Annotated in this window: 17 protein-coding genes; 4 read left to right on the forward strand and 13 right to left on the reverse strand. The window is 67.0% G+C overall.

Translation table 11 applies throughout. The features are described 5' to 3' along the window. The first annotated feature begins 161 nt into the window (after positions 1 to 161). A complete protein-coding gene (locus CKW06_RS14375) occupies positions 162 to 761 on the forward strand; it encodes a GNAT family N-acetyltransferase (RefSeq protein WP_024957559.1) in 600 nt (199 codons plus the stop codon). Here the strand turns inward: CKW06_RS14375 and CKW06_RS14380 are convergent. Continuing rightward, a complete protein-coding gene (locus CKW06_RS14380; protein ID WP_024957560.1) occupies positions 758 to 1,534 on the reverse strand; it encodes a CDP-diacylglycerol diphosphatase in 777 nt (258 codons plus the stop codon). The genes CKW06_RS14375 and CKW06_RS14380 overlap by 4 nt on opposite strands. A 68-nt stretch (positions 1,535 to 1,602) precedes the next feature. Then, a complete protein-coding gene (locus CKW06_RS14385) occupies positions 1,603 to 2,271 on the reverse strand; it encodes a hypothetical protein (RefSeq protein WP_024957561.1) in 669 nt (222 codons plus the stop codon). Between the two features lie 171 nt (positions 2,272 to 2,442). Here CKW06_RS14385 and CKW06_RS14390 point away from each other — a divergent pair, with 171 nt between their 5' ends. Then, positions 2,443 to 2,739 carry a hypothetical protein gene (locus CKW06_RS14390; RefSeq protein WP_005413768.1) on the forward strand — a complete coding sequence of 99 codons (297 nt, stop codon included), beginning with the start codon at positions 2,443 to 2,445 and terminating at the stop codon, positions 2,737 to 2,739. A gap of 94 nt (positions 2,740 to 2,833) precedes the next feature. On the opposite strand, the gene CKW06_RS14395 is transcribed toward CKW06_RS14390, so the two are convergent. The 7 genes from CKW06_RS14395 to CKW06_RS14425 form a co-directional block, all read right to left on the reverse strand. Continuing rightward, positions 2,834 to 3,718: a hypothetical protein gene (locus CKW06_RS14395; protein WP_024957562.1), complete on the reverse strand. Its 885-nt coding sequence runs from the start codon at positions 3,716 to 3,718 to the stop codon at positions 2,834 to 2,836. Between the two features lie 111 nt (positions 3,719 to 3,829). Beyond that, on the reverse strand, positions 3,830 to 5,530 hold the full coding sequence (dld, locus tag CKW06_RS14400) for a D-lactate dehydrogenase (protein WP_024957563.1): 1,701 nt from the start codon (positions 5,528 to 5,530) through the stop codon (positions 3,830 to 3,832). Beyond that, the gene (gene lldD, locus CKW06_RS14405) at positions 5,527 to 6,666 is read right to left on the reverse strand and encodes an FMN-dependent L-lactate dehydrogenase LldD (RefSeq protein WP_005410033.1); all 1,140 of its coding nucleotides are present in this window, start codon (positions 6,664 to 6,666) and stop codon (positions 5,527 to 5,529) included. Before lldD ends, dld begins: the two co-directional genes overlap by 4 nt. A gap of 4 nt (positions 6,667 to 6,670) precedes the next feature. Continuing rightward, positions 6,671 to 7,435, reverse strand: a complete 765-nt coding sequence (gene lldR, locus CKW06_RS14410; protein ID WP_024957564.1) for a transcriptional regulator LldR — start codon at positions 7,433 to 7,435, stop codon at positions 6,671 to 6,673. Between the two features lie 53 nt (positions 7,436 to 7,488). Beyond that, positions 7,489 to 9,147: an L-lactate permease gene (gene lldP, locus CKW06_RS14415; RefSeq protein WP_024957565.1), complete on the reverse strand. Its 1,659-nt coding sequence runs from the start codon at positions 9,145 to 9,147 to the stop codon at positions 7,489 to 7,491. A 223-nt stretch (positions 9,148 to 9,370) separates the two neighbouring features. Then, positions 9,371 to 9,823: an MgtC/SapB family protein gene (locus CKW06_RS14420; RefSeq protein ID WP_005413774.1), complete on the reverse strand. Its 453-nt coding sequence runs from the start codon at positions 9,821 to 9,823 to the stop codon at positions 9,371 to 9,373. A 126-nt stretch (positions 9,824 to 9,949) separates the two neighbouring features. Beyond that, positions 9,950 to 10,708, reverse strand: a complete 759-nt coding sequence (locus tag CKW06_RS14425) for an SDR family NAD(P)-dependent oxidoreductase (RefSeq protein WP_024957566.1) — start codon at positions 10,706 to 10,708, stop codon at positions 9,950 to 9,952. Positions 10,709 to 11,155: 447 nt separating this feature from the next. Here CKW06_RS14425 and CKW06_RS14430 point away from each other — a divergent pair, with 447 nt between their 5' ends. Then, positions 11,156 to 12,109 carry a helix-turn-helix transcriptional regulator gene (locus CKW06_RS14430; RefSeq protein WP_005413776.1) on the forward strand — a complete coding sequence of 318 codons (954 nt, stop codon included), beginning with the start codon at positions 11,156 to 11,158 and terminating at the stop codon, positions 12,107 to 12,109. Positions 12,110 to 12,478: 369 nt separating this feature from the next. Here CKW06_RS14430 and CKW06_RS14435 read toward each other — a convergent pair whose 3' ends face one another. From CKW06_RS14435 to CKW06_RS14445, 3 genes are all read right to left on the reverse strand, one after another. Beyond that, positions 12,479 to 14,389, reverse strand: a complete 1,911-nt coding sequence (locus CKW06_RS14435; RefSeq protein ID WP_024957567.1) for a CocE/NonD family hydrolase — start codon at positions 14,387 to 14,389, stop codon at positions 12,479 to 12,481. A 221-nt stretch (positions 14,390 to 14,610) separates the two neighbouring features. Then, positions 14,611 to 14,997, reverse strand: a complete 387-nt coding sequence (locus tag CKW06_RS14440; RefSeq protein ID WP_024957568.1) for a DUF4440 domain-containing protein — start codon at positions 14,995 to 14,997, stop codon at positions 14,611 to 14,613. After that, positions 14,997 to 16,319: an MFS transporter gene (locus tag CKW06_RS14445; RefSeq protein ID WP_024957569.1), complete on the reverse strand. Its 1,323-nt coding sequence runs from the start codon at positions 16,317 to 16,319 to the stop codon at positions 14,997 to 14,999. The genes CKW06_RS14440 and CKW06_RS14445 overlap by 1 nt, the downstream gene beginning before the upstream one ends. 105 nt (positions 16,320 to 16,424) lie before the next feature. Between CKW06_RS14445 and CKW06_RS14450 the strand changes: the two genes are divergently transcribed. Beyond that, positions 16,425 to 17,321 (forward strand): LysR family transcriptional regulator, encoded by an 897-nt coding sequence (locus tag CKW06_RS14450; protein WP_024957570.1) that lies wholly within the window; start codon positions 16,425 to 16,427, stop codon positions 17,319 to 17,321. Between the two features lie 101 nt (positions 17,322 to 17,422). Here the strand turns inward: CKW06_RS14450 and CKW06_RS14455 are convergent, their stop codons facing one another. Continuing rightward, positions 17,423 to 20,218, reverse strand: a complete 2,796-nt coding sequence (locus CKW06_RS14455) for a beta-glucosidase family protein (RefSeq protein WP_024957571.1) — start codon at positions 20,216 to 20,218, stop codon at positions 17,423 to 17,425. Between the last annotated feature and the right edge of the window lie 240 nt (positions 20,219 to 20,458).

A 20,458-nucleotide genomic window follows, 5' to 3' on the forward strand; every position in this document is an offset into this window, starting at 1 on the left:
AACGATCCCGTAACGAAAGTGTCCTGAATGGATGGTTTCAACGGAAATGACCAGCCCTGATGGACTTATGCCTGAACCGAATCAGGCTCCGCCCGGTGGTCGTCGCGTTTTTGCAATCTTTTGAATGGTCTGGCGAAGCGGACATTGCCATCGTTCCGGGGATGATGACCCCGTACCCCGCATCCCTCCTCCCCCCGCTGCGCCCTGTGTCGCGCCGCCATCTGCTGCAGCTGCAGGTGGCACCGGTCACCCTGCGCCCGTTCCAGCGGGCCGATCTGCCGGCCTGGCGCCTGTTCGACGACCGACGCCGGCGCGGTCGGCATCTTCACCCTGGCATCGACGAAGAAGCACGCTTCCTCGCCCACATGCACCGCTCGCGCCTTGAGCAGGACAACGACCAGTTGATGCTGGGCGTTTTTGATGACCAGCACGGCACCGTGCTGGACCAGTTGCACGTCCGCCTGCATTCGCTGCACTCGCGCTGCGCCGAGCTGCTGTCGCTGCAGCATTGGCATGCGCACACCGATGCGATGCTGCAGGCCCTGTGCCCGTTCCTGTTCGAGGATGTCGGCCTGCACCGGCTGTTCGTGATGCTGCCGCCGGACTGCAGCGCCCCCTTTACCCACGCGCTTCGCACCCGTGGCTTCGAGCAGGAAGGCGTGCTGCGCGACCAGCACCTTGGGCTGGATGGCTGGCAGGATCGCCAGCTGCTGGCGCTGACCGCACCAATCTGGCGCAGCCACCACCAGGCGGGGAATTAGCGCACCCGCTCCAGCGCGTCGCCTGCACCGGTCAGGATCGCGCAGGCGTGGTCCTGCAGCTCTTCGCCGCTGGCCTCGTTGCCGCTACCCGCGTCGACGCGGGTGGCGAGCAGGATGAAACCCGGGCCAGCCTGCACGTTGTCCCGGCCAGCCACCACCAGGCTCCATTGGCCGACATCGCCCACGCCGCTCAGGTCATAGGCGAGCAGGTTGAGCGGATTGGCAGTCAACTCCGCACCCGGCAGCAGCCGGGCCTGGTACTGATGGCCGCGCAGCAGCACCGGCAGTGGCGCCCACCGGGTGCCCAGGGCACCGGCATGTGCATCCAGGGCCTGTAGCACATCGGCGCGCAGGCAGTCGACATGGATATGCAGCTGGTGCTGCGAGCGGCCATGCGGTGAATTCAGCGCCAGGCTGGCGACGTTGCGCGGCAGCGGTTGGCCCAGGGCCTGCTCGGTATGGCTGCGGGCCTGCCAGGCTGCGGCAAAGTAATTCGGCGCACCGCGCTGGTACAGGCTGCGGCTCTCGATACCGCTCACCTTGTCCAGCGGCATCAGCAGGAACTGGTAGTCGCCGTGCGCATCCTTGACCAGCACATCGCGGCGGTCTGCGGCTGTCTCCACGTGCAGGCAGTCGCCGCGTGGACCTTCGGGGCCCCGGCAGTCACGTTCGATCAATCGCCACAATGCATCGGAATGGGCCGGCGGCGGCGGCGCACTGGCACAGGCGGACAACAGCAGCAGGGACGACAGCAGGAAGGGGCGCAGGGACACGGCAACGACTCACGGAGCAGGCACGGCAGACAGCGCCGCGCTGCATTCTAGCCAGTGCGAAGCTGCAATCAGTAGGTGCCGAACGGCACTTCAACCACGATCGGGGCGGCACCCTCGCCGGCCTGCAGGCTGTAGCGGTCCAGCGCCCCATCGTCATCGGCGTGCGGCTGGCGCTGGAAATGCAGCGGGTAGCGGGTGTCCCCCAGGCGCACGGCGCTGCCGTCGGCCTCCAGCGCGGCACCTTCCGGAATCAGCAGCCCGCCCAGGTCACTGTAGGCGCCAGGCACATCGGCGAAGCTGTAGTCGGCCAGCTCGTCCACCCGCTGCATCGCATAGACGTGCGGCACATAGGGACGTGCGGGGCTGCGGCCATTGCTCAGGTCGGTCACCCAGGCCTGCGGCAGGTGGTACTGCTCGCGCAGCGCGGCCACGCCCAGCGAGGGGCTGGCCACCTGCAGGCAGCACACCGTGCGCTTGCCTTCGCGGTCAAGAATGGCGAAACGGTCACCGCGGGTGGCCGCCTGCGGCAGCATGGCGAAGGCCAGGTTACGCTGGGCCGGCGCGTAGCCGGATTCGGTCTGCAGGTTGCGCCAGGCACCGAATACCGGGGTTTCGACCGGCGCGGGTTCCGGATCGGCAGCGGCAGCGGAGGCGGAGGCGGCAAACGCCATGCCCAGCAACGACAACACCAGCGCCGTCATCGTCTTGTCCTTGCCGCGGAAACTGCCTGCCGTCATACCGTATCCAACACCTGCGCCGGAAAGGCCCGGCCTGCCCGCTGGCGTACTGCCAGCCATTGCTCCCACTATGCAATGACCACGCTGTGCCGGCAATGACCGGGGCGCTGACGCCTTTCGCACGCTCGGTGCTATCCTTCCCGCCATCTTCCCCTGCGCAGGAGCGCTCGCATGTCTGCATTCCGTCTGTCCCTGTTGCTGCCGGCCTCTGCCCTGCTGCTGTCGGCCTGCGTCAGCACCCCTGGCCCGGAAGTCAAAGGCAGCGGCCGCTGCGACGCCAGCCAGCTGGGCTGGGCGATCGGCCAGCCGGCCAATGAGCCCAACATCCGCCGCCTGTCCCGCGAGAGTGGTGCCGGCCTGGTCAACCCGATCGGCCCCAGCACCATCACCACCAAGGACATCCGCCAGGACCGCCTGCGCGTGTTCGTGGACAAGGACAACATCATCACGTCCACGCGCTGCGAGTAAGCGCCGCCACCGCTTTTGTAGGGTCGAGCCATGCTCGACTGGCTTTTCGCGCCGCCCATCCGAAGACCCGTCGAGCATCGCTCGACGCTACAATTCAGGGTTCGGTATAGCCGGCACAGTCCGGCAGTGCCTGGTCCGGGTGGAACATCCCCGCCCCGAAGCGGAACAGCCGGGTGTAGGTACACGCCGGGTCCTGTTCGATGCGCAGATCCTGCTTCTTCAGCGGCCCCCTGGCCAGCGAATCCTCGAAGCGCGAAACACCGGCCGGGTACCGGGTCGCCACGGTCTGGTAGCGCAGCACTGGCATGCCCTCGGCAACCGTATCCAGCGCCAGCTTCGCCGAGAACCCGTATTCGTCGTGGCAGGCACCGGCGCGCTGCTTGATGTCCTGCTCGCTGAAACAGGCGCGGATCATCGCATTGCCCAGCCATGGCACGGTCAGCACGTCGTCGTCCACCTGGATGTCGTCCTGCAGGTGACGCACGCGTGCCAGCTGCAGCGTGGACGCGTCGGCACCTCCACCGGAGTACATGGTGCTGAACTTGACGATGCCACCCACCAGCACATTCTGGCGGGCGCGCTGCTGCGGGTCGGTCACCGGTTCATCGCTGCCCACGCCAGGGGCCAGCCGCACGATCCATGGCCACAGCGACAGCTCGCTTTCCTGCGGCACGTCGATGCTGACGTGGTAGCTGTGCGGCTTGCCCTGGCCCGGTGCCTTCTCAAGCACTTCCAGCACGGTCGGCCGGTTACCCTCCTCGGCAACCGGCTGCACGCGTACGCACCAGTTGCCGTCCCGCGTGCAGTCATAAAGCCCCGACGGTCCAGTCTCACTCGCGATCAGTACCTGTCCCAGCGGCTCCATCACGTTGCCGGCGGCATCGCGCTGCTGCGGCAGGATCGCGCTTTGGGCCAGCGCCAGCAGCGGGGTCGCCAGCAATGCAGTGCACAGGGTGGCGCGGACGGCGGCGGTGGGCATGGATGGCTCCTGCGGATGGGCTTCCGATGGTAACCGTTGCCCGGGCGGCGTCGAGCCATGCTCGTCTGCTGTCTGTCGGCAGGAGCAGCCGAGCATAGGGGCGGCTCTACATCATCCGCAATCGCAGCCACCCCAGCCCTTGGCCTTCGAGGTCTGGCCGATACCGGGATTGAACGTGTTGCTCGGGTCCAGCTGCCTGTAGAACCCGGCCAGCGCCGGCTTGGCCGGGTACAGGTGACCGACATTGTGCTCGGCCGGGTACTCGGCACCGCGCTGGTCCAGCAGCGCCCACATCGCGTGCTCGATCGCCATCGGGTCTTCACCCTTGCGCGCGATGTAGTCCTGGTGGAACACGTGGCACAGGAAGTGCCCGTAATACAGCTTGTGCAGCAGGCGGCCGTCGACATCGGCCGGCAACTGCTCGAACCAGTCGGCATCATCTCGGCGCAGGGCAATGTCCAGCGCCACGATGTCCTGCACCTGCCCGCGATGCACTTCGCGGTAGCGCACCGCGGCACCGGCCACGGCGAAGCGATGCAGGAACGCCTTGCGCCCCTCCTCGGCCGTGCAGTGGAAAAAGCCGCCTTCGTGCCCGGCGAAGAAGCCGCGCAACCAGGCCTCGGTTTCTGCTGCGTCCTGCGCGGAGACCTTCAGCAACAGGTGATGCTCGTAGCGCTGGCGGAACTCGCCCATGCGCTTGGGCAGGTGCGAGGGCAGCAGGCCGGTCAGAACCTGCATCACCCGGTCAGTCACCCCACGCAGGCCCAGCCGTTCGAACCAGCCGTCGACGCGGCTCTTCAATGCGAACGCGGCCGGTACACGTGCGGTGCCGAGGCGGTCGATCAGCAGGAAGCTGTCCTTGCCGTAGCGCTCGCCGATGTCATAGGCATCGCGGTGGATGTACTCACCGGCAATCGGCAGGCGCTCGAAGCCGGTCAGCAGCTGGCGACGGATCGCCGTGAGGCTGTCGGTGCGGTTGCTGCCGATGTAGAAGACTTCGGCGGTCTCCTTTTCGAAGGTATCCAGGCGCACCGCGAACACCGCCAGCTTGCCGGCCGAACCGGCAGCCTCGTAGTGGCGGCTGGGATCAGCATTGAAGCGCGCCGGGGTATCGGCGTCGACCTTGCGCACTTCGTCTGCGTAGCGCGGATCGGAGGCTGCGCGGCCGTCGCCGTCCCCCACATCCGACGCACTGTAGTCGCCGGCCTGCAGGCGCTGCAGGATCTGCTCGGGCGTATCGCCCAGCGCGATGCCGAGATGGTTGACCAGCTGTAGTTGGCCCTGCGCATCGACCCGCGCGTACAGCGCCAGCTCGGTGTAGGCCGGGCCACGGCGCACCAGCGCGCCGCCGGAGTTGTTGCAGATGCCGCCCAGCACCGAGGCGCCGATGCAGGACGAGCCGATCACCGAATGCGGTTCACGGCCCAGCGGTGCCAGCGTCTGCTCCAGGCGGTCGAGCGTGGCACCGGGCAGGCACAGCACCTGGCGGCCTTCGTTCAACAGCTGGATGCCGGTCAGGCGCAGCGTGCTGACCAGCACGATCGGCCGGCCGTAGTCATCGCCGTCCGGGGTCGAGCCACCGGTCAGCCCGGTATTGGCCGCCTGCAGGATGATCGCCGCCCCGCCCTGCACCGCTGCCTGCAGCACGTGCCACAGTTCCAGCAAGGTACCCGGACGCACCACCGCCAGTACCGGGCCATCGCCGAAGCGGTAGCCGCGACGGAAGCGGCGGGTAGCCTTGTCACCGGTCAGTACATGGCGGCTGCCGACCGCGTCGCGCAACTGTGCCAGCACGGCATCGTGGCCACTCATGGCAGGCTGACCAGCGAATCGCGGCCGATGTCAGCGATGCGACGCGCACCGGTCAGTGTCATCGCCACGCGCATCTCCTTGGCGATAAGGTCCAGCAGGTTGGCCACGCCGGCCTCGCCCTGCGCGGCCAGCGCATAGACGAAGGCACGCCCCAGCAGCACGGTATCGGCACCGAGCGCCAGCATGCGCACCACGTCCAGGCCGGTACGGATGCCCGAATCGGCGAGAATCTTCAGATCGCCCTGTACCGCGTCGGCAATCGCCGGCAGTGCGCGCGCGGTGGACAGCACGCCGTCCAGCTGGCGGCCACCGTGGTTGGAGACCACGATGCCATCGGCACCGAACCTGACCGCATCACGCGCGTCATCCGGGTCAAGGATGCCCTTGATCACCATCGGGCCCTTCCAGAATTCGCGGATCCACTCCAGGTCCTTCCAGGAAATGGAGGGATCGAAGTTGCTGCCCAGCCAACCGATGTAATCCTCCAGCCCGGTCGGGTTGCCACGGTAGGTGGAGATGTTGCCCAGATCATGCGGGCGGCCGAACAGTCCCACGTCCCACGCCCAGTGCGGATGGGTGATGGCCTGGCCGATGCGGCGCAGCGAGGCATTCGGGCCGCTCATGCCGGAGTGTGCATCGCGGTAGCGCGCGCCCGGCACCGGCATGTCAACGGTGAACACCAGCGTGGTCACGCCAGCGGCCTGCGCCCGCTCCAGTGCGTTGCGCATGAAGCCACGGTCGCGCAGCACGTACAGCTGGAACCACATCGGCCGCTGGATGGCCGGTGCCACTTCCTCGATCGGGCACACCGATACGGTCGACAGCGTGAACGGGATGCCGCGGCTGTCGGCCGCGCGCGCCGCCTGCACTTCACCGCGCCGGGCATACATGCCGGTCAGGCCGACCGGCGCCAGCGCCACCGGCATTGCCAGCGTTTCGCCGAACAGCTCGGTTTCCAGGCTCAGGTCGGACATGTTGCGCAGGATGCGCTGGCGCAGCGCGATGTCGGACAGGTCGGAAACGTTGCGCTTCAGCGTGTGCTCGGCATACGCGCCGCCATCGATGTAGTGGAACAGGAACGGCGGCAGCCGCCGTTCGGCAGCAGCACGGTAATCGGTGGAGGCGGAGATGATCATGGGGTCAACCGTGTGGGGAAGGTAGACGCGAGGCCCGCGCACGCCGGGCTTCGTTGTCATCGAGCGTGCGCAGCGTGGTGTGCACGAACTCGAGGTGGGCATGCGCGGCGGCGCGCGCGCGTTCGGGGTCGCCGGCCAGCACCGCGTCCATCATCTCGCGGTGCTGGTCGGACAGCGGCGAAAAGGTCCTCGCCGAGGTGTAGAGCTTTTCGCGGCTCTGCGAGATGTTGGTCTGCAGCAGTTCGAACAAGCCGCGCATCACCTGCAGCAGCACCAGGTTGTGCGAGGCCTCGGCGATGGACAGGTGGAAGGCCGCGTCAGCCTCCGCTTCACCGGTGGGGTCGTCCTTGCCGTGCGCGTCCATCATGGTCTGGAAGGCCTGCGCGATGCGCGTGCGGTCCTCGTCGGTGGCACGCAGCGCCGCATGCCAGGCGGTGGCGCCTTCCAGCGCATGGCGGATCTCCAGCACGTCGAAGCGGTATTCCGGGTCGCCCTGGAACAGCGGCAGGTACGGCGCCAGCGGTTCATCCAGCGCCTGCCGCGCGCGCGCCGCAGGCTCGGCCACGTAGGTGCCGCCACCGACCCGTGCGGTCAACAGACCCTGGCTGGCAAGCTGCGCGATGGCCTCGCGCAGCGCGGTGCGCGAGACCCCCAGCTGCACCGCCAGGGTGCGCTCGGCCGGCAGCCGGTCGCCCGGCCGCAGCTGTTGTTCCTGCACCAGGCCGCGCAGCTGCGCAGCCACCTTGTCCGAAATACGTTGCGTGCTCATGGCGCCATTGTGGCCCGAAGCGCGTAACAGGGGGTCAGGCCGCGCGGCATGGCTCAGGGAATCATCCATGTCAGCCAGTAGGCCTGGGCCAGGGTGATCAGGCCGACCATGGTGGTGAAGACCAGGCTGTGCTTGACCGTGAAACGGAACAGGTCCGATTCCTTGCCTGCCAGGCCAACCGCCGCGCAGGCAATGGCGATCGACTGCGGCGAGATCATCTTGCCGGTGACGCCGCCGGTGGTGTTGGCCGCCACCAGCAGCACGTCGGACACGCCGATCTGCTGTGCGGTGGTCGCCTGCAGCGCCGAGAACAGCGCGTTGGACGAGGTGTCCGAGCCGGTCAGGAACACGCCCAGCCAGCCCAGGAACGGCGAGAAGAACGGAAAGGCGTCGCCGGTGTGCGCCAGTGCCAGCGCCAGCGTTGCCGACAGGCCCGAATAGTTGGCGATGAACGCGAAGGCCAGCACCATGCCGATCGAATAGATCGGCATGCGCAGCTCACGCACGGTTTCGCCGAAGGTCTGCAGCGCCGACCGGGCCGGCATGCGCAGCGCGATGATCGCGATCACCGCCGCGAGGATGATCGAGGTGCCGGTGGCCGAGAACCAGTCGAATTTGTAGACCGCCTCATAGCTGAGCGGCGCGTCCACGATCGGTGGCATCTTCTGCACCCTCTGGTCGAGGCCCGGCACCGGGAGCTTCAGCACCCAGCCTTCCAGCGGGCCGCCTGCCGCGAACAGCGACTTGAACGGCTTGATGCTCCACAGCGTGACCATCGCGGTGAGGATCAGGAACGGCGACCACGCCTTGGCGATCTGGCCGACGCTGTAGCGCGGCGCCTCCAGTGCCTGTGCGGTCGCCTCGGCGCTGGTTTCGGTATCGAAGCGGAAGATCCGTACCGGCTTCCAGCAGCGCAGGAACAGGGTCAGGCAGACCAGCGACGCCAGCGAGGCGGTGATGTCCGGCAGTTCCGGACCGATGAAGTTGGAGGTCAGGTACTGCGCGATGGCGAAGGAGCCACCGGCCACCAGCACCGCCGGCCAGGTTTCCTTGATGCCACGCCAGCCATCCATGATCGCCATGATCCAGAACAGCACGATGACGGTCAGGAACGGCAGCTGGCGGCCGGCCATCTGGCCGATCTCGAAGGCATCCAGGCCGGTGACCTGCCCGGCCACGATGATCGGAATGCCCATTGCACCGAACGCCACCGGCGCGGTGTTGACGATCAGGCACAGGCCGGCGGCATACAGCGGCTTGAAGCCCAACCCGACCAGCAATGCCGCGGTGATCGCCACTGGCGCACCGAAACCGGCCGCGCCTTCCAGGAAGGCACCGAAGGCGAAGCCGACCATCAGCATCTGCAGGCGCTGGTCTTCGGTCACCGACAGGATCGAAGCGCGGATGATGTCGAACTGACCGGTCTTGACCGAGACCTTGTAGAGGAACACCGCGCCGATGATGATCCAGGCAATCGGCCACAGGCCGTAGACGAAGCCGAAGCCGGCCGCACCCAGCGCCTGGCTCAGCGGCATGCGGTAGAACAGCAGGGCCACGCCAAGCGCGATGGCCACGGTGATCGTGCCGGCCAGCCAGCCCTTCATGCGCAGCACGGCCAGGGCAACGAAGAAGAACGCGATCGGCAGCAGCGCGATCAGGCTCGACAACCACAGGTTGCCGGCGGGGTCGTACAGGTGTTGCCAGGGCTGCATGAAGACTCTCGACTGGATGCGGAAGGTGCCCCACCGCAGGCGGTGGATCGCCGTGGCTGTCGATTATTGGTCGTACCAATAATGGTTTCGATCAGACCACTTGCAGCGGATTTAACCGCCACTCCGGCGAGGAACCTATTAGACCATAGGGCTAGATGCCATATTGGTCCGACCATTCAGTCCGCATGGTAGTGCCGGCCGCTGGCCGGCAATTCGAGATTCCCTACGAGATCCTTTTCTCCAACCGCCGCATCACCGCCAGCACCAGCACGCACAGCACGCTCACCCCGATGGCGATCACGTACTTGCTGATCCCCACCGCAATCCCGATGGCCGCCGCCATGATCAACGAGCTGGCCGTGGTCAGGCCGCTGACCTGGTCCTCGCGTGACCCACGCAGGATGGTGCCAGCGGCAACGAAGCCGACACAGGCCACCACCGCTTCGATCAGGCGTACCGGATCAACCTGCAGCAGGTCGCGGTAGCGCTCCTGCTGGAAATGCTCGGCCACCGAGTCGCCAAGGCCGACGATCAACGCGGCGGCCCCTGCGATCAGCATGTGCGTACGCAGGCCAGCGGCGTGCTTGCCCATCTCGCGCTCGACGCCGAGCACGCCGCCGAACAGCATCGCTGCGGCAACGCGCAGCAGGATCGAGACATCCTGGGTAAGTTCCATGGGAAAGCTCCGGAATTTTCCCGGAGCGTCGCGCGGCGATCGTGGGACGGCGGTGAAGGCGATGGCACGCCTTCTTCACCGCACGCATTCCTCCACGCATGGCGTGGATCTACTGACCGCATTCGCTCACTGCGCCAGGTAGCCACCATCGATGGCGTAGTACGCGCCGGTCGCGAACGAGGCATCGTCGCTGGCCAGCCAGGCCACCAGCGCCGCCACTTCCTCGGCCGTACCCAGCCGCTTCAAGGCGTGACGGCCTTCCAGCGTGGCGCGCACCTTCGGGTCCATCTTCTCCAGCAGGGGTGTGCTGATGAAGCCCGGGCCGACCGCGTTGACACGAATGCCGTCGGCGGCATGTTCCCACGCGGCTGTCTGGGTCAGCCCGACCACGCCGTGCTTGGCCGCCGCATAAGCTGTGGAACCGGCATACCCCACCTGGCCCAGGATCGAAGCCATGTTGATGATGCTGCCGCCGCTGCCGGCCGCACGCATGGCCTGGATCTGCGCGCGCTGGCACAGGAAGACACTGGTCAGGTTGACGTCGATGACCCGCTGCCAGCCATCGATCGGATAGTCACCGCTGCTGGCGGCCGGCCCGCCAATACCGGCGTTGTTGACCGCCACATGCAGGCCGTCGAGTTCCTTGATCGTGCGCTGCACCGCCGCCTCCACCGCTGCGTCGTCGGTGACGTCCAGCGCGATGCCAATCGCCTGTGCACCGGCGTTGCGCAACTGCGCCACGGTGGCATCCACCGCATCCTGCTTCAGGTCCCAGACCGAATTCCGCGCGCCGGACGCCGCCAGGGTCTGCGCCACGGCCAGACCAATGCCGGACACGCCGCCGGTCACGATCGCGGTCTTGCCGGTGAGTTGGTAATCAATCATCTGCGTTCTCCATCAGTGGGGGTATCGAAGTGGCCTGCAGCAGCCAACCACCCCACCCTACGCGCATTCCTGTGATGGCCTGGCTGACACCGCGTCTACGGGTGATCGTTCCAGCCATGAAACCTCAACTCAAGTTGATGTATGGAATTACGTACGGATATGCATGCAAAACGCCGGCGTATGCTCGGCGGCATTTTCACTTTGGCCGTAATCGTCAATCGTTTTGACCCTATCGGAATCAAAAGCGCGCGAATCGAGGCGACAATGGGAAACGTTTCCAGTTTCTTCGACACACTTCATTCAACCTGGCGTTTCCCCAGCCATCCAGAGTGCCCACGCCACTGCTTCCCAGCATGCCTGCGCGGGTAACGACCGGATCCGCATCTGCGTTGCAGAGCGCGTGGGCGAGGTCATGCCAGCGTCCACCTCCAAAGTACGTGCCGAGCGATGTCCCGATACTTCACTTTTGCCGATTACCGCCGCTTCGGCCACCGTCATGGCTTCGATTACCGCGCTGACCCGGAACACCTGCGCGACGACCAGTGGGCCGGCCATGGCGAGGTCAACGAGCAGTTCCTGCGCGGCGGCATGAGCCTGATCGCCTCCGACGTCCATAATCGCTTTCCTTATGTAGCGACCGCCCAGCAGAGTCCCGGCCTGGCCATCCGCGTGATGCTGCAGGGCCAGGTCGATGTGCGCATTCCGCGACGCGGTGGTTTCACCCTGCGCGCCGGCACGGCGATGACCGCGCACCACCGCGAGCAGGTCGAGATGACCGGTGCGCATCCCGGCGAAACGCGCATGCGCGGCGTCAGCGTCATGGTGCCCGGCCAGATCGATCCGGATCTGTTCCATCTGCCGCAGCTGGAGACCGCGCTCAACAGCCACCTGGAATGCCGCCACTGGGCCATTCCGCATACCCTGCTGCCGGTACTCGGCCAGTTGTTCGACAGCCCATGGGAAGATGGCATCGACGCCTTGTGGCGCGAGGGCGTTGCTCTGCAGCTGCTGGCCGTTGGCCTGAAGGCCGAGGATCTGCAGACCGACCCTGTACGAACGCTGCGGGCCGGCCAGCGCGAGCGCCTGGAGCGCGTGCGTGCCTACCTGCATGACGACCCCAGTCACGCCCACAGCCTGGTCGAGCTGGCCCAGCTGGCCTGCATGAGCCCAAGCTCGCTGCGCCGTCATTTCGCCCAGCAGTACGGCTGCTCGGTGTTCGACTACCTGCACGAGCAGCGCATGCGCCACGCCGAACAGGGCCTGCGCGAGGACGGCTGGACGGTCGAGCAGGCCGCCGCCGCCAGCGGCTACCGCCACCCCAGCAACTTCGCCGCGGCATTCCGCAAGCGTTTCGGCCTGGTCCCCAGCCGCTGGCGCACGGGCCCTTCGAAGGTGGGGTGAAGTGCCTTGGTAAGTGTCGACCTTGGTCGACACGCTCCCGCGCCATCGCGGATGCCGGCCAGCGGCCGGCACTACCACACCCGCCTGAATCGACCTGCGATGGCTCCGCTCTGGTGGGTCTCGACCTTGGTCGATCAGCATGCCATTGCCCAGCCTTGGTAGGTGTCGACCTTGGTCGACACGCTCCTGCGCCATTGCGGATGCCGGCCAGCGGCCGGCACTACCCCAGCCGCCTGAATCGACGTGCCATGGCCCAGCTCTGGTAGGTGCCGACCTTGGTCGACACGCTCCTGCGCCATTGCAGTTGCCGGCCAGCGGCCGGCACCACCGCAGCCGCCGGGCATCGCACACCGGCGGATCTCACCAACCTCAGTACACCGGCAGATCGATGTAGCTGGCCTGCGCCTCACTGTGCCAGACCCGCTGCGTGGCCTTCTGGTAATCGCCTGGCTTGGCCAGGTAGATGTTCGGCACGTAGGTCTGCGGGTTGCGGTCGTACAGCGGGAACAGGCTGGACTGCACCTGCACCATCACCCGGTGGCCCTTCTGGAACGTGTGGTTGGCGTTGGGCAGGTCGAAACGGTACGGCAGCACTTGGTTCGCCGCCAGCGGCTTCGGATCGCTGAAGCTCTCGCGGTAGCGGCCACGGAAGATCGCCAGCGACACCGGCAGCTCGTAGCCACCCATCTCCGGCGTCGACGCTTCCTGGTCCGGATACACGTCGATCAGCTTCACCACCCAGTCACTGTCGGTGCCACTGGTCGAGGCCTGCAGGTGCACTACCGGCGCGCCGCCGATGCGCAGCGGCGCGGTCAGCGGTTCGGTGATGAAGGTCAGCACGTCCGGGCGACCATCGACAAAGCGCTGGTCCTTGACCAGCCAGGTGGTCCACATGTCGCGGTCACCGAAGCGGACCGGACGCGGCACGAACGGCACCGGCTTGGCCGGGTCGGACACGTACTCCTCGAAGTCGCCCTCGCCCGCCGCCGGCGCCTGGAATGCCAGCTTGCCGCCGGCCCGCAGGTACAACGGCTTGCTGCTGGCAGCACAGCCCTTGTCGCAGCTGCGCGGCCAACCCTTCAGGCGATCCCAGTGGTTTTCGCCAGTGTTGTAGACCAGCACCGGCGGCGTGTCCGCCTTCGGCGCACCGTCCACCAAATACTGGTCGAAGAACGGCTTGAGTACATCACGGCGGAACTGCAGCGCGGTATCGCCATCGAACTTCAGCGCGCCCAGTTCGCTGCCGCTGTAGTTCACCTGGCTGTGCCGCCACGGCCCCATCACCAGGTAATTGCGGTTGTTGCCGCTGTCGCGCCCTTCCATTGCCTGGTAGGCGTGGTTGGCGCCCCACATGTCCTCCTGGTCCCACAGGCCCTGCAGCCACATGGTCGGCACCTTCAACGGTGTTTTCGCCATCACCGCGTCCAGCGCCTGACCCTGCCAGAAGCCGTCATAGGCCGGGTGCTCGACCAGCTTCTTCCACCAGGTCAGCTGGTCCACGCCGGTGAAGCGCGCGTAATCGCCAGCCGAACCGATCCGCAGGAAAGTGCTGTAGTCGTCATAGCCGAGGCTGGGCAGCGGCGTACCCTTGCCGCGCTTCTCGGTCTGCATCGCGAAATAGTTGAAGTTGACCTGGCGGAACGCACCGTAGTTGAGCCAGTCGTCGCCCATCCAGCCATCGACCATCGGGCTCTGCGGTGCGGCCACCTTCAGCGCCGGATGCGGGTCGGTCAGCGCCATCACCACGGTGAAGCCCTCGTACGACGAGCCGAGCATGCCGACCTTGCCATTGCTCTCCGGCACGTTCTTCACCAGCCAGTCGATGGTGTCCCAGGCGTCGGTGGAGTGGTCGACTTTGGCGTTGTTCAACGGCCCGCGCAACGGCCGGGTCATCACGTAATCGCCTTCAGAGCCGTACTTGCCACGGATGTCCTGGAACACGCGGATGTAACCGCCGTCGACGAACACCTCGTCGCCCTGCGGCAGCAGGTCGCGCATGCGCGGCGAATCACTGCGGCTGGCGCGGCCAGCGGCATCGTAGGGCGTGCGGGTCAGCAGGATCGGGGCATTGCGGGCGCCCTTGGGCACCACGATCACCGTATACAGCCTGGTGCCATCACGCATCGGCACCATCACCACGCGCTTGTCGTAGTCACGACCGACATCGGGGGCAACGAAGGGCTTGCCGCTGATGTCCGGGGTCATCGGCGGGGTATCGGCGGCCAGCACGGTGCTGGACAGGCAAAGGGCAATGGCTACAGCGACGGCACGCACACGCATGGACAACCCCTCCCGGCAGGAAAGCCTCAAGCCTACTCCTGCCTTGAGCCGTGAGGTGTGGGCGGGCTTTGCATTCTGCGGCGGATGCAGGCAGGACTGATGGCACATGTGCCCGCGGTGCCGCCGCGCTCGCCAACGACCGGTAGTGCCGGCCGCTGGCCGGCAACTTCATGATCCTGGGGCGCGTTACGCGGTTGCCGGCCAGCGGCCGGCACTGCCGGTCAGGCCATCGGCACTTCGTGCAACGCAAGCCAACGCCAACGCCCCTGCTCCTGGCGCAGCACCGCCAGCGACTCTCGCCATGTGGGCCGGCCGCCATCGAGCGAATGCCCTTCGCGATAGCGCAGCACCGCCAGCGGTGACAGCGCATCCACCGCCTGCACGGCTTCGATGGAAATCTGCAGCCCTGGACGCGCGCCATGACCACCCGCGAACAGTGCCTGCACGGCATTCCGGTCCAGCCTGTGACCCGCGATGCCGACCATGCTGAAGTCCGCGCAGAAATGCGCCATCAGATCGTCCAGCGCATCGGCGCCGACATCGGCACGGAACCAGGCCTGCAGCTTGTCGTGCAGGTGGTGGATTTCATGTTCTGCGGTCGTAGCCATCAAGTGTTCTCCGGTTGCGAAAGGGTGATCCTCTGCGGCCGACGCAGCAACGCCATCGGCAACAGCGTCATTGCGGCGGCCAGACCCAGAGCCACGCTGGTGGCGCGTGCTGGCAGCCACTGCATGGCCAGCGCCAGCAACAGCGCAATGGCGGCAGTAGCAAGGCAGAAACTGAGCTGACGGTTGAGGTTCCAAAGGGCACTGGCATCGCCCAGCGCTTCACCCTCCACGCCGTGGAAAGCCAGCGTCTGCGCGGTGCTGCTGCACAGGCTGCCACCGGCGCCCATCAGCGCGAACAACAGCGCGGCCAAGGCGAAGGCCGGCTGCGGCAACAGCGCCATCAACAGCAGGCCGCTGGCCTGCAGGATCATTCCCATACGCAGTACCGTGGCCGGGCCGAAGCGCGCCAGCAGGCGCTTGCTGGCCGTGATCGCAATGGCCGAGGCCAGCGCCCAGGGCAGCATCAACCCGCCGATGCGTGCCGCGCTGTAACCGGCCTGGTGCAGCTGGAGCGTACTGACCAGCTGGCTGCCGATGAACACACCGGGCACTGCCAGATAGACCAGCATCGCCAGGCGCAGGCCCCGATGGGACAGCAGCGACCAGCGCAGCAGGGGCTGCAGCTGCTGCCGTGCATGCCGCAGGTGGGCCGCCGCCAACAGCATTGCGATCAACAGCATTACGGCACCGGCGGCCCGATGGCCGGGTTCACCCAGCCAGGTCAGCGCCAGCAGCAACGCGCCCAGCGCCAGCATCGCGGTAGACAGCGCATAGGCCTGCAGGCGCGGCGCACTGCGCGCGCCATCGGCGGGCATCCACGCCAGCACCAGTCCAATCGCCACCACGGCCAGCGGCAGGCTGGCCCAGAGCACACCGCGCCAGGACAGCCACTGCACCAGCAGCGCCACCAGCAGGATGCGGCGGGTCAGCGCGCCACGCTGGTCGGACGTGCATTGTCGGTACGCTGCCGCCTGTGCCACCGGAATCAGCAGGCCACCGGCCAGCCCCTGCAGCAGGCGCCAGCCCAGCAGCCAGCCGATACCCGGTGCTGCACCGGCCAGCACAGCGGCAACCGCGAACAACAGCAACGCCACCAGCAGCAGGCGACGCTCACCACAGCGCGCGGCCAACCAGGGCGCCAGCGGAATCACCACGCTCAGGCCCAGCATGTAGGCGGTGCCCACCCAGGCCAGGGTACCGACATCAGCGTGCAGTTCCGCTGCCAGTGCCGGATAGGCCACCGTGGCGATGAACATGTTGACCAGATCCAAGGCGAACACCAGCAGGAAGATCGCCTCATGGCGCAGGCGGGGGGACGGCATCGGCGGCGCTCCAGCAGGGAAGCGGCCAGCATGCCGTGCGGGCCTTGTTGGAAAAACACGACAGCAACTGCAACACTGTCAAATCCACTTTGACAATGAATTGCCATGGTCAGCCTCGATCGCTTCGATATCTTCCGCGCCGTGGTCGAGGCCGGCAGCCTCACCGCAGCAGCCGATCGGCTCGGCCTCAGCCGTGCGGTGGTCAGCTTCAACCTGAAGCGGCTGGAGCAGGAGCTGGGCGTGACCCTGCTGTTGCGCAGTACCCGCCACCTGGCCCTGACGGACGCTGGCGAGCAGTTCCTGCAGCACTGCGTGCAGGCGCTGGATGCCGCACAGGCAGCGATCGATGCCGCGCGCCGCGACCAGCACCAGCTTCAGGGCGTGCTGCGCCTGACCACCACGCCGGAGTACGCCCAGCTACGCTTGATTCCTGCGCTGGAGGCGTTCCGTGCGCGGCACCCGGCGCTGCAGCTGCACCTGTCCACGTCTCCCGCGCCGGCGGACCTGATTCCCGAGCGCTTCGACCTGGCGATCCGTCTTGGCCGTCTGCCCGATTCGGGCCTGCACGCCAGCGAACTGGAACGCCATCCACTGTGCCCCGTGGCGGCTCCGTCCCTGCTGGCACGCCTGCCCTCTGCCGATGCTGCCGACGACCCCGTGCAGCTGGGCACCCTGCCCCGCCTCGGCTACCCGCGCCTGGCCGACGTGCCGGTGGTGGCGCCGGATGGCAGCGACGCCCTGTTTGCCACCAACCCGGGCAATGCGGTGGTGCGCGTAGATGGTGCCAGCAGCCTGCGTGCCTTCGCCGTGACCGGCGCCGGGGTCACCGTGCTGCCACGCTGGCTGATCGAGGACGACTTGGCCCAGGACCGGCTGCGCCCGGTGCTGCGCCAGCACCGCTTCCCGCAGCAGAGCGTATACGCGGTCTACCCGCACAGCACGCAGCCCTCACCGAAGGTGCGGCAGCTGATCGATTTCCTGCGCGGGTGGTTTGGCAAATGAAAAAAGGGGACGGAGGGGATTAAGTCGTTTGTGCATAAACGACTTAATCCCCTCCGTCCCCTTTTTCAGACACGGCCCTGTGCGGGCCGTGTCTTCAGGCATCAGCGCAGCACCTGCTCCACCAGCTGCACGTCCACGCTCTGCAGCGGCTCGGCCGCATTGCGCGACAGCTGCACCTGGTAGGTGCCGCCGTCGATCTTCCACTGGCGCGCCTGTGCATCGTAGTGGGCCAGGGTCTTCGGTTCGGCTTCGATGCGGATGCGGCGCTGTTCGCCCGGCTGCAGGTTCACCTTGTCATAGCCGATCAGGCGGATCGGCGTGGTGCTGCCGGCCGGCAGCTTCAGGTACAGCTGGGCCACGTCGGCACCGGCACGCTTGCCGGTGTTGCGGATGTCGACGCTGGCGACCAGGCGCGAGCCCTCCACGCTCACCTTCAGGTTCTCATAGGCGAATGAGGTGTAGGACAGGCCATGGCCAAAGGCGAAGGTCGGGGTCAGGCCCTTGGCCGCCATCCACTTGTAGCCGACGTTGGCGCCTTCGATATCGAAATCGAACACATCACCAAACGGCTTGGCCGGCTTGAAGCCGAGGCCGTCGATGTGCGGGCGTGGCAGCTGCGATTCGTCCGTCACCCAGGTCACCGGCAGGCGGCCGGACGGATTGACCTGGCCGGTCAGCAGCGCGGCAATGCCTTCGCCACCGCGGATGCCCGGATACCAGGCCTGCAGCATCGCCGGCACCTGCGCCAGCCACGGCGTGCGCACCGGGCCGTTGGTTTCCAGCACCAGCACGGTCTTCGGGTTGGCCTTGGCCACTGCCGAGATCAGGGCATCTTGGTTGTCCGGCAGCTGCATGTCCGGCAGGTCCACCGATTCGGCGGCCCACTGGGTGGCGAACACGATGGCCACGTCAGCCTGCGCGGCGGCCTTGGCCGCAGCGGCGGCATTGGTCCCGTCCACATACTCGATGGTCGCGTCCGGGCGCGCGGCGCGCAGCGATGCCAGCGGCGAGGACGGGTGGAAGATCACCGGGCCCGGCCAGGTGGTCGGCATCACGCCCGGCACCGCATTGGTGCCCTTGGCGGTGACGCCCACCATCGACGAACCACCGCCGCCGATCACGCCCTTGTCGGCATGGCCGCCGATGATGACGATGCGCTTCACGCTGTCGGCCAGCGGCAGCAGGTTGCCCTCATTGCGCAGCAGCACGCTGCCCTCTTCCACCGTGCGCTGGGCAACGGCGAAGCCGGCCTCGGCATCCACCTTCTGGTGCTGCGGCGGGTTGTCGAAGTTGCCATGCAGGAACATCGTGCGCAGGATGCGCGCCACCATGTCGTTCAGGCGCGCCTGCGGCACTACGCCGCCGTGCACGGCCAGGCGCAGCGGTTCGTCGAAGAACACCGCCGCGTCGAACACTTCACCGGCCGACTGCTGATCGAGGCCAGCCAGCGCCGCCTTCGAACCACTGTGCACGCCGCCCCAGTCGGACATCACGAAACCGGGGAACTTCCATTCCTGCTTCAGCACCTGGTTCATCAGGTAGCCGTTCTCGCAACCGTAGGTGCCGTTGATCTTGTTGTACGAGCACATCGCCACGCCGGGGCGACCGGCTTCAAGCGCGATCTCGAAGGCCAGCAGGTCCGACTCGTGCATGGCCTGTTCGCCGATGCGTACGTCGTGGAAGTTGCGGCGGGTCTCCATGTCGTTCAGCGCGAAGTGCTTCATCGAGGAGATCACGTGCTGGCTCTGCACGCCCTGGATCAGCGCGCCGACCATCGAACCGGCCAGCAGGGGGTCTTCACCGGCGTATTCGAAGTTGCGACCGTTGCGCGGGTCACGCTGCAGGTTGACGCTGCCCGACAGCAGGATATTGAAGCGCTGCTGCCATGCCTCGCGGCCCATCGTGGCGCCACCGGCGAAGGCGACTTCACGGTTCCAGCTCGATGCGGTGGACGGGCCCGACGGCATCGCCGTGGCGAAATCGCCCGGGCGGATGCCACCCGGATTGGTCACGCCAACGCCGGCATCGGCCGACTGCTGCGACGGAATGCCCAACCGCGCCACGCCCGGCACGAAACCAGCCGAACCGACTGCGCCTTCCGGCAGCGGGCCACCGTCCTTGCCCAGCCCGAAGTAGCTGTGCAGCATCTGGAACTTCTCATCCTCGGTCATCGCCTTCAGCAGCAGCGCAGCGCGCGCGTCGGCGTTGAGGGTGGTGTCCATCCACGGCCTGTCGCCATGCGTGTCGGCGGCGTAGGCCAGGGTCAGCAGGGTGGCGCGCAGGGTACTGCCTTCCACCTTGAACGGCGCACTGCTGGCGGCCTGGAAGCCATCGCTGAAATAGCTGGCATCGGCTTCCAGCGCGACACGCGCCGGATCGAAGCCTGCGGCCTTGGCCGATTCACCGGCCACCGCGCCGAGCAGCACCGCCGGTGCACCCAGCCGCGAACGGGTGACCAGCGCCGGCAGCTGCGCCGCACCTGCACCGGCATCGGTATAGACCGCCACGGTGTGGCGGCCGTCGTCCAGGCGCAGGTAGTTCAGGCCCGGCTGGTCGGGGCCGGATTCAGCGGCGATCGGCAACCGGGTCAGCACGGCCTGGCCGCGCTGGGTCTGGCCATCGTCCTTGCCGGCAGCAATGAAGCGGTACTCGTAGCCCAGGCCATCGGCCAGCACCTGCAGCGGATCGACCTGGCCGATGCCGCGCTGCACCTGGCGCACGCTCACCGCGTCCACCTGCAGGGTCTTCAGCTGGGCGGCCAGGGCCGGCATCGCCTCGGCGGTCGGGGCCTGTTCCAGGGTCAGCACAGTGAACGCGGCGGGGTCGGCCCAGGCCGGGGCGGCCAGTGCGGCAGACAGGGCCAGGGACAGTGCAAGCGGCTTTGTAAACGTTTTCATCGGCAGGCGTAATTCCGTTGCCAAGGCAATCGGTCCAGGGAAAGTGCCGCCGAAGGGTGCAGCGTTCATGCCGCGCAGGGGTTGCCAGGCAACGTCCCGCAGGCCGATGGACGGGCCGGTCTGCGCGCGGGACCCTCCTCCCGGCGTGACAACCTGCCTGCCCGGGCCGCGCAGGGCGACCCAATCCTGTGAAGATTGTGCGAGGGCGTTCACACCTGTCAACAGGACCTAAGTCACAGG

Source organism: Stenotrophomonas maltophilia (assembly GCF_900186865.1).
In the GTDB taxonomy this organism is placed as follows: Bacteria; Pseudomonadota; Gammaproteobacteria; order Xanthomonadales; family Xanthomonadaceae; genus Stenotrophomonas; species Stenotrophomonas maltophilia.